General features: G+C 67.2%; 12 protein-coding genes. 8 read left to right on the forward strand and 4 right to left on the reverse strand.

Translation table 11 applies throughout. The features are described 5' to 3' along the window. Window positions 1-39: 39 nt before the first annotated feature. The gene (locus AB0I34_RS16850; RefSeq protein ID WP_360445872.1) at window positions 40-1,284 is read right to left on the reverse strand and encodes a nucleotide disphospho-sugar-binding domain-containing protein; all 1,245 of its coding nucleotides are present in this window, start codon (window positions 1,282-1,284) and stop codon (window positions 40-42) included. A 38-nt stretch (window positions 1,285-1,322) separates the two neighbouring features. Here AB0I34_RS16850 and AB0I34_RS16855 point away from each other — a divergent pair, with 38 nt between their 5' ends. Together AB0I34_RS16855 and AB0I34_RS16860 are read left to right on the forward strand one after the other, a co-directional pair. Continuing rightward, complete coding sequence (locus tag AB0I34_RS16855) at window positions 1,323-1,793, forward strand: helix-turn-helix domain-containing protein (protein WP_360445874.1); 471 nt, start codon at window positions 1,323-1,325, stop codon at window positions 1,791-1,793. Then, window positions 1,786-2,247, forward strand: coding sequence for an isoprenylcysteine carboxylmethyltransferase family protein (locus tag AB0I34_RS16860; RefSeq protein ID WP_360445876.1), 462 nt, complete (start codon window positions 1,786-1,788; stop codon window positions 2,245-2,247). Before AB0I34_RS16855 ends, AB0I34_RS16860 begins: the two co-directional genes overlap by 8 nt. Here AB0I34_RS16860 and AB0I34_RS16865 read toward each other — a convergent pair. Next, complete coding sequence (locus tag AB0I34_RS16865) at window positions 2,237-2,782, reverse strand: hypothetical protein (RefSeq protein WP_360445878.1); 546 nt, start codon at window positions 2,780-2,782, stop codon at window positions 2,237-2,239. The two genes, AB0I34_RS16860 and AB0I34_RS16865, sit on opposite strands and share 11 nt — an antisense overlap. A gap of 165 nt (window positions 2,783-2,947) precedes the next feature. Between AB0I34_RS16865 and AB0I34_RS16870 the strand changes: the two genes are divergently transcribed. The 3 genes from AB0I34_RS16870 to AB0I34_RS16880 are packed head-to-tail and all read left to right on the forward strand — an operon-like array spanning window position 2,948 to window position 5,511. Further along, window positions 2,948-3,610 carry a TetR family transcriptional regulator gene (locus AB0I34_RS16870; protein ID WP_360445880.1) on the forward strand — a complete coding sequence of 221 codons (663 nt, stop codon included), beginning with the start codon at window positions 2,948-2,950 and terminating at the stop codon, window positions 3,608-3,610. Further along, a complete protein-coding gene (locus AB0I34_RS16875; RefSeq protein ID WP_360445882.1) occupies window positions 3,607-5,187 on the forward strand; it encodes an MDR family MFS transporter in 1,581 nt (526 codons plus the stop codon). Before AB0I34_RS16870 ends, AB0I34_RS16875 begins: the two co-directional genes overlap by 4 nt. A 24-nt stretch (window positions 5,188-5,211) precedes the next feature. Next, window positions 5,212-5,511, forward strand: a complete 300-nt coding sequence (locus AB0I34_RS16880; protein ID WP_360445884.1) for a thiamine-binding protein — start codon at window positions 5,212-5,214, stop codon at window positions 5,509-5,511. Here the strand turns inward: AB0I34_RS16880 and AB0I34_RS16885 are convergent. Continuing rightward, window positions 5,500-6,243, reverse strand: coding sequence for an SDR family oxidoreductase (locus AB0I34_RS16885; protein WP_360445886.1), 744 nt, complete (start codon window positions 6,241-6,243; stop codon window positions 5,500-5,502). The two genes, AB0I34_RS16880 and AB0I34_RS16885, sit on opposite strands and share 12 nt — an antisense overlap. A 99-nt stretch (window positions 6,244-6,342) precedes the next feature. Between AB0I34_RS16885 and AB0I34_RS16890 the strand changes: the two genes are divergently transcribed. Continuing rightward, the gene (locus AB0I34_RS16890; RefSeq protein ID WP_360445888.1) at window positions 6,343-7,188 is read left to right on the forward strand and encodes a helix-turn-helix transcriptional regulator; all 846 of its coding nucleotides are present in this window, start codon (window positions 6,343-6,345) and stop codon (window positions 7,186-7,188) included. Here AB0I34_RS16890 and AB0I34_RS16895 read toward each other — a convergent pair. Continuing rightward, window positions 7,164-8,048 (reverse strand): bile acid:sodium symporter family protein, encoded by an 885-nt coding sequence (locus AB0I34_RS16895; protein ID WP_360445890.1) that lies wholly within the window; start codon window positions 8,046-8,048, stop codon window positions 7,164-7,166. The genes AB0I34_RS16890 and AB0I34_RS16895 overlap by 25 nt on opposite strands. Before the next feature lie 163 nt (window positions 8,049-8,211). Here AB0I34_RS16895 and AB0I34_RS16900 point away from each other — a divergent pair, with 163 nt between their 5' ends. Beyond that, entirely contained in the window at window positions 8,212-9,483 is a 1,272-nt protein-coding gene (locus AB0I34_RS16900) for a ThuA domain-containing protein (protein ID WP_360445892.1), read from the forward strand. A gap of 22 nt (window positions 9,484-9,505) precedes the next feature. Beyond that, window positions 9,506-10,591 (forward strand): oxidoreductase, encoded by a 1,086-nt coding sequence (locus tag AB0I34_RS16905; protein ID WP_360445894.1) that lies wholly within the window; start codon window positions 9,506-9,508, stop codon window positions 10,589-10,591. Window positions 10,592-10,710: the final 119 nt, after the last annotated feature.

The raw sequence follows: 10,710 nt of genomic DNA on the forward strand, positions 1-10,710 counted from the left end.
GCCAGAGAAATCGATCTCCGGCGGGTCGGGGTGGACCACTTACAGCTGTTGGGCGATGGTTGTGGCTGCTTCCGAGGGGCCGTCGACGGCTGCGTAGAGCTTCTGGATTCGTTCGGCGGCTTCGCGGTGGGTGGGGTTGGCGAGCATCTGGGTGGCGAGATCGGCGAGGGTGGTGGAGCGGGCGCGGCGTGTGGCGCCGAGGCGTTCGGCCAGCGCGACATTGAGGTCTTGTTCGATGTGCAGTGGGATGCCCAGGAGCGGCGTACCGCTGGCCATCGCGGTCTGGACGCTGCCTTGGCCGCCGGTGGTGACGGCGAGATCGACCTGCGGCATGACGAGGTGGCTGGGGAGGACGCCGGCTACCTGGATCTGGTCTGTGGTCAGGTCTGCGAGGGTGTGGATGGTGCCCGCGACGAGGATGCGGGCGTCGAGCCGGCTGAGGTCGGCGACCGCCTGGCGGACCTGCTCGGGCGGGGTTGACGTCATCGCGAGGTAGATCGTCGGGCCGGGGCGGTCGAGGAACTTCTGGACCTCGGGTGGGATCGGGAGGTTCAACTGGGCGAAGAGTGGGCCGACGGTCCGCAGTTGCGAGCCCGGCCGGTAACCCTTGCCGGGTGTCCAGGCGGCTAGCTCCGCGGCGGAGATCCCAAGAACTTCGGGGATCTCCGGGATCAGCGAGAGGTCACCGAGGAGGAGTGCGGCCAGGCTGGGAATGCCTTCCACACCGAGCTCTTCGGCGACCCGGTTGAAGCCGCTGCAGTAACCCGGGAAGCGGTTCGGGGTTCGGTTGATGAGGAATCGGGCCAGCCAATCCGGTGCATGCTTCAACCGTGGATCCACTGGCCGGGTCGGCGCCGGCAGTAGCCGATGCTCGAACACCGGCGGCACGAAGCTGCCGGCATGCTCAGTGATCACCTGTACGCCGGCCAGTCGCGACGACAGCAAGGTGGTCAGGGTGAATCCCGTGACGGCGACGGTGATCCCGTGCGCTCGGAAGTACTCGGCCTCGGCCGCGACGTACGTCCGGATCTCGTCATCGTCGTACATGCTCTGCCGGGGATCGCCGAGCCCGACGGCCGAACCGACGAACGCGGCCGCGCGGGCGGGTGACAGTCCTGGGCCGAGGACGTCGTACTCGATGCCGGCCTCGGCCAGCAGGCGCTCGTGCGGTCCACCGTGGGTGGCGACCCGGATCTCGAGGCCGAGCTCGGCGAGGGCACGGTGCAGCTCGAGCATCCGGGAGGTCTCGGACAGGTAGGCGCAGTGCGGCAGTAGACAGATCACGGTTGCCCCCTTCGACAGTGATAGGTAATATATTGCCTATGTCGTCACGGAGCAAGATGTTCGGGCTCGGAGCAGAGTCGGAGTTGGCGCCGTCGGTCCGCGCGTTCCGGACGACGCTGATGCTTGCGCAGAAGCTGCGCAACGAGATGGATGTGCGTCTGCGCGAGGACGGGCTCACGACCCAGCAGGCGGCCCTGATCACAGCGGTCCAGGCGATGGGGAAGCCGTCGCTGGCCGAGGCGGCGGCCGCCCTGGGGAGCACGCACCAGAACGTCGCGCAGATCGTCGCGGCCCTGCAGCGCAAGGAGCTGCTGCAGGTCGAGCCGGATCCCGCGGACCGTCGCCGAAAGTTGCTATCAGCAACGAATCACAGTGCGGACTACTGGCGTGAGCGCGATGCGGGTGACTTCGCCGCTGTCGCCGACTGGTTCGCCGACCTCAGCCCGGACGAGCTCGAGACCTTCTGCGAGCTGTCCGACCGTGTGATCGCGAGACTCGACCGTGCTTAAGGCCGTGCTCGGCAGTACGGCGTTCTTCTTTGCCGCGCCGTGTGTGGTGGGTGGACTGATTCCGTGGGCCGTGAGTGGGTGGGCTGCGCCGCGGTTCTGGCCGGGTTTTGTCGTGGTGGCTGCTGGGGCGTTCGTCGTACTGCGGGCGTTTGTGCGGTTCGTGCTGGAAGGGCGGGGGACACCGGCGCCGGTCGCTCCGACGGAGGAGTTGGTGGTCGGGGGTGACTACCGCTTCGTACGCAACCCGATGTACGTCGGCGTCGTGACCGCGATCCTCGGGCAGGCGCTGCTGTTCCTCGACCTGCGGGTGCTGACGTACGGCGTACTCGCGTGGGCCGTGATGGCGGCGTTCGTGCGGTGGTACGAGGAGCCTGTGCTGCTCCAGCGGTACGGCGCACAGTACGACGCGTACCGCCGGAGCGTGCCGGCGTGGGTGCCGCGGTTCAGGCGCTGATGCTGTTGCCGTCCTTGTCGCGGAAGACGGTGAGCGGGACGGGACCGCGGTGGAGGACGTGTGGGATGTCGGCCCAGGGGAGCAGCGGCTCGGTGGCGTTCAGGTTGCGGAGGCGGTGGAGCGCCTTGTCCGACGGGGTGGAGAGAGTGGCGACGGTCGCGGGGCTGTAGGGGAGATAGTCCTCGGCGGGCTGCGGACGGAACTCCGGGTCGTGGCGCTTCATCAGGATGCAGGTGCGACTCGGGTCGAGCAGCTCGGCGTCGACGGTCCAGTAGGAAAGGCCGCCCGGTCCGACCCGACCGGACTCGCGCAGGGCGTCGAAGATCGGAGCGGGGTGGACCGGCGAGAGGAAGACGACGTCGGCCCAGCGGCAGCCGAGTGGCGGCACCGGGTTGTCCATCGCCGCAGGGCGGTAGGCGTACTTGCGGGCTTCGCGCTCGTAGAGGTCCGGGTGGAGGTCGCGGAGCACGTTCATCGGGAGGACAGCGGTGCCGCGGAAGCCGCGGATGGCGGCGCGGTACAGGAGTGTCTGCATACACGAAAGCCTCCGAACGGCGGAAGGTCCGCCACCGGAGGCTGCCTAATCATTTTATCAGTCCGACGGGGTCATGGCTGCCCGTTCAGGCAACTTTCTGCAGGACTGCAAGATTTCAGGGTTAATAGTTTGCAGTGAGTGCAAGTTTGTTTGTAGTCTGGTCCGGTGAGGCACGCAGAGGGTGGGTTGCGGGAACGGAAGAAGCGGGAGACGCGGGCGGCGCTGGCCGAGGCCGCGTTGCGGCTCGCCCTGGACAAGGGCCCGGACAACGTCACGGTCGAGGAGATCGCCGAGGCCGCGGACGTGTCGGTGCGCACCTTCTTCAACTACTTCCCGCACAAGGAGCACGCGATCCTCGGGCGCAATCCCGAGCATCTCGAGCGGGCGCTGGAGCGGATGCGGACCGCGCCGGCCACGGAGTCCCCGCTGACCACGATGTGGTTCGTCGTCGACGACGTACTGCGGGATCTCGAGCGCGAGGGCGAGTTGTCGCGGCGGGGCGAGCTGATCATGTCGTCGCCGAGCCTGCTGTACCAGCTGATGATGTCCAGCTTCGAGGACGAGCGTCTGCTGACCACCGCGCTGGCCGAGCGGATGGGTGAGCCGACCGGATCGGTCCGTGCGGCGCTCATCGTCAGCGCCGCCGGCGCCGCCTGCCGGGTCGCGATGGAGCTGCACAAGAGCGCACCGGACCGGTCCGTCCGCGACCTCGTCGCCGAAGGGTTCCACGTGCTCGCCGAGGGCCTCGACCCCGGCTTCGACCCGACCGTGCCTGACGAAACCAAGACCAACCACACCATGCCCGAAGAACAGGAAGGTCCCTCATGACGACGACCTCTTCGCCCACGCCCGAGTCGGCGCCGGGTGAGGTCACCGAGAACATCACTACACCGTTGACCCCGAGGCAGACCATCCAGGCCATCTCGGGCCTGATGATGGGCATGTTCGTCGCGATCCTGGCCGGCACCGTGGTCTCGACCGCGTTGCCGCGGATCATCCACGACCTCGGCGCCAGCCAATCGTCGTACACCTGGGTCGTCACCCTCGAGTTGCTCACCATGACGGCCACCGTGCCGTTGTGGGGCAAGCTCGCCGACCTCTACAACAACAAGTTGCTGGTCCAGCTCTCGCTGTGCTTCTTCGTGGTCGGCTCGCTGGTGGCCGGATTCGCGCCGAACATCGAGGTACTGCTGGGCAGCCGGGTTCTGCAGGGGCTCGGCGCCGGTGGCCTGACCGCCTTGGTGCAGATCGTGATGGCGGCGATCATCCCGCCGCGTGAGCTCGGCCGGTACTCCGGCATCTTCGGCGCGATCTTCGCCTCGGCGACCGTCGGCGGACCGTTGCTCGGCGGCTTCCTGGTCGACTCACCGCTGGGCTGGCGGGCCTGTTTCCTGATCGGCGTGCCGTTCGTGCTCGCCGCGATCGTGCTGCTGCAGCGCACGCTGAAGCTGCCGACGGTACGCCGGGACGTGCGGATCGACTGGTGGGGTGCGTTCCTGATCACCGCCGGAGTGAGCACGCTGCTGGTCTGGTCGTCGTTCGCCGGCAACAAGTTCGAGTGGGCGTCGGCCTGGAGCTTCGTGCTGGTCGCGGTGGCCCTGGCACTGCTGGTGACGGCTGTGATGGTCGAGCGCAAGCACCCGGAGCCGATCATCCCGATGGATCTGTTCCGCAATCGCACGGTGACCCTGTCGATCGTCGCCAGCATGCTGGTCGGTGTCGCGATGTTCGGCGGGTCGGTGTTCCTGGCGCAGTACTTCCAGATCGCGCAGGGGTACTCGCCGACCAAGGCCGGGCTGATGAGCCTGCCGCTGATCCTGGGCATGATGGTCGCGTCCACGATCGCGGGTGGGCTGATCACGAAGTACGGCAAGTGGAAGATCTACCTGGTGACCGGCAGCGTGCTGCTGCCGATCGGGCTGGCGCTGTTCGGCACGATCGACGCGCACACGTCGAAGTACATGCTGTGGGGCTTCATGCTGGTGCTCGGTGTCGGGATCGGTCTGGTCATGCAGAACCTGGTGCTCGCGGCGCAGAACGACGTACCGGCCAAGGAACTCGGCGCGGCCACCTCGGCGGTCAGTTTCTTCCGCAGCATGGGCGGCACGATCGGGGTCAGCGTGCTGGGCGCGATCCTGGCCAACAAGGTCACCGAGACGCTGAACCCGGGCGGCGCGTCGTCCGGCGGCAGCAACGCGGTGCCGAACATCGCGGAGCTGCCGGAGCAGGTTCGGACCGTGGTCGAGAACGCGTACGGCGCGGCGACCGCCGACCTGTTCATGATGTCGGTGCCGTTCGCGGTGCTGGCGCTGATCGCGGTCGTGTTCATCAAGGAGAAGCCGTTGCTGACCACCTCGGGTGCCGAGCGCCGCGCCACAGAGGAAGCAGTCCAGGACGAGGTCTGAGGACGGTAGTGGGACGCTGGACGCATGATCGTTGCATTCAGCATCAGCCCTTCCGGCGGTGACGAGACCGGAGGCGTGAGCCAGGCGGTGGCCGAAGCCGTCCGCGTGGTCCGCGCCTCCGGCCTGCCGAACGAGACCAACGCGATGTTCACCAACATCGAAGGCGAGTGGGACGAGGTGATGGCCGTGGTCAAGCAGGCCGTCGATGCGGTCGCCGCCGTTTCGCCGCGGGTGAGCCTGGTACTGAAGGCGGACATCCGGCCCGGATACACCGGCCAGCTCACCGCGAAGGTGGAGCGGATCGAGCGGGAGCTAGCCGACTGAGTTCAGGATCCGGATCACGTCGTCGTACCGGTTCTCGCGCTCGGCGTCGCGGAGGAAGCGGACCCGGTCGACCAGGATCTCGTCGGCGTCCGGCTGGGTCTGGAACAGGCTGACCGACTCGTCGAGGTACTCGTCCAGCGGCATCCACTCCGAGTCCGGTTCGCGGCCCATCAGGTGGGTCTGGACGGCCGGCGGGACCAGTTCGATCACCTGGAGACCGGTGTCCGCGAGCTGGATCCGCAGGCTCTGCGTGTAGCTGTGTACGGCCGCCTTGGTCGCGCTGTACGTCGGCGTGTCCACCAGCGGGACGAACGCCAGCCCGGACGAGACCGTGACGATCGCGGCGTCGGGCTGCTTCAGCAGGTACGGCGTGAACGCGGTGATGGTCCGGATCGTGCCGAGGAGATTGATGCCGATCGTCTCCTCGCTCGTCGCGAGGTGGGCGGGATCATGCAGATCCTCGATCCGCATGATCCCGGCCATCGTGACGACGACGTTCAGGTCCGGGTGCTTGCCGGTGACGGTCTCGAAGGCCGCGGCGATCGAGTCGGGGTCGGCGACGTCGAGGGTGATGCCCTCGATGCCGTCCTCCGCGGCGATCCGGTCCAGCAGGTCCTGGCGACGGCCGCTGATGATCACGGTGTTGCCGAGGTCGCGGAACTTCCGGGCCAGCCCGAGGCCGATGCCCGACGTACCGCCGGTCATGAAGATGGTGTTGCCTGTGGTTCTCATGTCTCCAGGCTGGGAGCTGATGCCGACGGCAACCAGGCTCGGCTCAGCCTCTGCTCGGTGAGCAGTGGATAACGGCGGCTGGTCCGGGACACTGGAGGCATGGAGTACGCCGACCTGTCCGATTTCCTGCGTAAGCGCCGCGAGGCCCTGCAGCCCGAGGACGTCGGGATGCCTCGCGGCCGGCGCCGTCGTACGCCGGGACTCCGCCGCGAGGAGGTCGCCGCGCTGGCCTCGATGTCGGCCGACTACTACAGCCGGCTCGAAGGTGGCCGGGGTCCGCAGCCGTCGGCCGAGATGCTGGGTTCGATCGCCCGCGCGCTGCGGCTGACGCTGGAGGAGCGCGACCACCTGTACGTGCTCGCCGGGCACGGTACGCCGCCTCGGACGACGCGGACCTGTCACGTCGACCCGGGGATGTTGCGGATCCTCGACCGGCTGCAGGACACGCCCGCGATGCTGGTCAACCGGTGTGGCGAGACGCTCGCGCAGACACCGGCGCATGTCGCGTTCGCCGGCGAGCAGACGAACTACGAAGGCATGGCGCGGAGCGAGTTCTACCGCTGGTTCGCCGACCCGGACTCGCGCTATCTGTATCGCGAACCCGAGCTGTCCACCCACAGCCGCATGCTGGTCTCGTGGCTGCGGTCGGTTGCCACTGCGGACGGCCCCAAGTCGCACGCGGCCTCGATGGTCCGCGCACTGCGGAAGCTGAGTCCGGAGTTCGACGAGCTCTGGGACGCGCACGAGATCGGCATCGCGCACAGCCGGACCAAGCGCTTCCAGCACCCGGTCGTCGGCGAACTCGACCTGTACTGCGAGGTGATCGACAACCGGGACCAGCAGCAGACCCTGGTGGTGTTCACCGCCACCCCGGGAAGCGAGAGCGCGGACAGGCTCGAACTGCTGGCGGTGCTCGGAAGTCAGGCGCTCGACCCGGCCCACTGAACCGTCCGCCGCCGGCCGAGGTAGTAGGCGAACGCGCCGGTCGGGAAGAACATGACGATGCCGTAGACCGCCACCGGGATGGACATCTGGCTGTTGTCGAGCAGGGCCGGACTGAGCGCGATGGTGAGGGCGAGGGTGGCATTGTGGATGCCGATCTCCATCGAGCAGGCGATCGACTGCGGCTCACCCAGCCGGGCAAGCTTGGGTACGACGTACCCGAGCCCGAGGCTGAGGACGTTCAGCAGCAGGGCTACGACGCCGACCGCCGCGATGTAGTCGAGGACGTTCGCGCGCTCGGTGTAGATCGCGGCGAAGATCACCAGCGCCAGCACGAGGATCGAACCCAGCTTCACCGGCCGGATCATCCGCTCCGCGAACCTGGGCCACCGGTTCCGCAGCAGCATGCCGATGGCGACCGGGACGAGCACGATCGCGAACACCTGCAGCATCTTCGCGGGCTGCAGCCCGATCTGGCCTTCGCCGAGGAAGTGGTCGAGCGACAGGTTGACCACGATCGGTAGCGTGACCACGGCGAGGACCGAGTTCACCGCGGTCAGGGAGACGTTCAGGGCGACATCGCCGCCGGCCAGGTGGCTGAAGAGATTCGCGGTGGTGCCGCCCGGGGAGGCGGCCAGCAGCATCATGCCGGCGGCGAGCGCGGGTTCGAGGTCGAACAGCTTCACCAGTCCGAAGCAGATCAGCGGGAGCAGGATCACCTGGGTGCCGAGTGCGATCAGGACGGCCTTGGGCATCCGCAGGACCCGGGCGAAGTCGGCGACGGTCAGGGTCAGGCCGAGGCCGAGCATGATGATCGCGAGCGCGATCGGCAGCAGGACCGAGGTGAGCACGGAGTCGTTCATCGAGCGCTCCTTCCGGGGCCGGTGGCTCAGGGTGACAGCGGTGCCGCGTGGGCGGCAAGAGGTCGTTGGTTCCGGAAGCGGCAGAGCCTTTACCGGACTTACGTCGTGAGTTAATTTAAGTTCTGAAATTTCAGTGCACGCCGCCCTCCGGAAGGACCGCCCCATGCTTTCCGATCGCTTTCGCCTGCCCGCGTTCCTGCTCGCCGTCGCTTTGCTGCTCAGTGGTCTGACGACCACCGCAACCGCTCAAGTTCAAGCGAACTTCAATGTGCTGGCGTTCTACAGCGGCACCTGGGATGCCGCGCACATCGACTTCGAGAAGGAGGCGAACCAGCGCTTCCCGCAGTTCGGGGCGCAGAACGGGTTCAACTACACCGCGACCAGCAACTGGGACCAGTTGAACAACCTGAGTGCCTCGCAGTACCAGGTGGTGATGTTCCTGGACGACTCGCCGCACACCGACGCGCAGCGGACCGGATTCCAGCGCTACATGGACAACGGTGGTGCGTTCTTCGGCTTCCATGTGTCGGCGTACAACGACGCGAGTGGCGGCTGGCCGTGGTTCAACAACACGCTGCTCGGGACCGGCCGGTTCCAGTCGAACACCTGGGGTCCGACCGCCGTCACGCTGAGGGCCGAGAACCGTTCGCACCCGTCGCTGGTGAACACGGGCGCGACGTTCCAGTCCTCGGTGAGCGAGTGGTACAGCTGGCAGAACGACCTGCGGAACAACCCGGACATCCAGATCCTGGCCTCGATCGACCCGTCCAGCTTCCCGGTCGGCACCGACCCGGCGCAGACCTGGTACAGCGGCTACTACCCGATCATCTGGACGAACAAGAACTACAAGATGATCTACGCCAACTTCGGCCACAACGCGATGAACTACGAGACCAACACCAGGCTCTCGTCGACCTTCGACAGCCCCGCGCAGAACCAGTTCATGATGGACGCGCTGAAGTGGCTGGCCGGCGCCGGTACGACGCCGCCGGTGGACCAGCCGTCGCCGACCGCCTGGTACAAGGTCTCGAACAAGGCCAACGGCAAATGCGTCGACGCCCGGGCCGCCGGCGTCGCCAACGGCACGGTGATCCAGCAGTACAGCTGCAACGCCACGCAGGCACAGCAGTTCCAGTTCCAGCCCACGTCGGGCGGCTTCACCCGGGTGAACAACCGCAACGACGCGAGCAAGGTGATCGACGTGACCGGGGTGTCCGCCGCCGACAACGCCGGGCTCCAGTTGTGGACCTACAGCAACGGCGACAACCAGCAGTGGCAGGCCGTCTCCGAAGGCAGCGGCTACTTCCACTTGGTCAGCCGCCACAGCAGCAAGTGCCTGACCGTCCCCAACGGCTCGACCGCCGACAGCACCCAACTCGTCCAACTCACCTGCAACGGAGGTACGGCACAGTCCTTCCTGCTGACGATGGTCTGACCCATCGACTAGGTTGCCGCGCATGAGAATCCTGCGTGTGGCCGCTGTTGCGGCAGGAGGTCTGCTGTTGATGTCTCAGCTCGTGCCGGCTCAGGCGAGCACCGGTTCGTCGCACCACTCGCCGTCGTACCAGTGGAAGGCGACGCCGACCGGGAGTACGGCGCAGTTCCGCGGGCTGGCCGCGGTCAGCAAGGATGTCGCCTGGGTAGGCGGGTCTGAAGGGACGGTGCTGCGGACCGTCGACGGCGGGCGGCACTGGCAGAACGTCAGCCCGCCTGGTGCGGAGGCGCTGCAGTTCCGCGACGTGGAGGCGTTCGACGCGAAGCGCGCGGTGGTGCTGTCGATCGGGACCGGTGAGGACTCGCGGGTGTACCGGACCGCGGACGGTGGCAAGACCTGGACCGAGACCTTCCGCAACACCGATGCGAACGCGTTCTACGACTGCTTCGCCTTCAACGACGACCGGCACGGCTTGGCGTTGAGCGATCCGGTCGACGGCAAGTTCCGGATCGCGGCGACGTCGGACGGCGGCAAGTCGTGGAAGGTCCAGTCGAACGAGGGGATGCCGGCCGCGTTGCCCGGTGAGTTCGCGTTCGCGGCCAGCGGGACCTGCCTGGTTGCCGGACACGGCCGGACGGCCTGGTTCGCGACCGGTGGCGGTGATCGGCCGCGGGTGTTCCGGACCTTCGACGGCGGCCGGCACTGGAAGGTCTCGGACTCGCCGATGGCCAGTGGCGCGGCGGCCGGCATCTTCAGCCTCGCGTTCCGCGGTCCGCTGTTCGGAGTCGCGGTCGGCGGTGACTTCGAGAAGCCGACCGAGGCGGTGAAGGCCGCATCCGTCACGTACGACGGTGGACGCACCTGGAAGCTGGTGCCCACGGACAAGGCGCCGAAGGGTTACCGGAGTGGATCCCACTTCGTGCCCTGGTCGCCCGCTACCGTCATCGCGGTGGGTCCGTCCGGCAGCGACGTGAGCTTCGACGGCGGGCGCAGCTGGAAGCAGTTCTACGACGGCAGCTTCGACAGCGTCGAGTGCGGCGGTCGCGGCTCCCAGGCCGGCTGCTGGGCCTCCGGTGCGAAGGGCGCCGTCGCCCGCCTCGTGCACTGACGGTTCAGACCGGCGGGGCGCGCGCGCGGGGCGCGGGGTGGGGGGGTTTGGGGTGACATTAACTTATTTGTGTAATAATTAAAAAATATTTGTGGGTTTTTTTTTTTTTTTATAATTTT

Origin of the sequence: Kribbella sp. NPDC050281 (genome assembly GCF_040655855.1) — a bacterium.
Lineage (GTDB): Bacteria > Actinomycetota > Actinomycetes > Propionibacteriales > Kribbellaceae > Kribbella.

Bases quoted from the DNA above. Each gene is read 5' to 3' on its own strand.
- AB0I34_RS16855 (WP_360445874.1), top strand. From the start codon at position 1,323: ATGTCGTCACGGAGCAAGATGTTCGGGCTCGGAGCAGAGTCGGAGTTG.
- AB0I34_RS16865 (WP_360445878.1), bottom strand. From the start codon at position 2,782: ATGCAGACACTCCTGTACCGCGCCGCCATCCGCGGCTTCCGCGGCACC.
- AB0I34_RS16875 (WP_360445882.1), top strand. From the start codon at position 3,607: ATGACGACGACCTCTTCGCCCACGCCCGAGTCGGCGCCGGGTGAGGTC.
- AB0I34_RS16880 (WP_360445884.1), top strand. From the start codon at position 5,212: ATGATCGTTGCATTCAGCATCAGCCCTTCCGGCGGTGACGAGACCGGA.
- AB0I34_RS16885 (WP_360445886.1), bottom strand. From the start codon at position 6,243: ATGAGAACCACAGGCAACACCATCTTCATGACCGGCGGTACGTCGGGC.
- AB0I34_RS16890 (WP_360445888.1), top strand. From the start codon at position 6,343: ATGGAGTACGCCGACCTGTCCGATTTCCTGCGTAAGCGCCGCGAGGCC.
- AB0I34_RS16895 (WP_360445890.1), bottom strand. From the start codon at position 8,048: ATGAACGACTCCGTGCTCACCTCGGTCCTGCTGCCGATCGCGCTCGCG.
- AB0I34_RS16900 (WP_360445892.1), top strand. From the start codon at position 8,212: ATGCTTTCCGATCGCTTTCGCCTGCCCGCGTTCCTGCTCGCCGTCGCT.
- AB0I34_RS16905 (WP_360445894.1), top strand. From the start codon at position 9,506: ATGAGAATCCTGCGTGTGGCCGCTGTTGCGGCAGGAGGTCTGCTGTTG.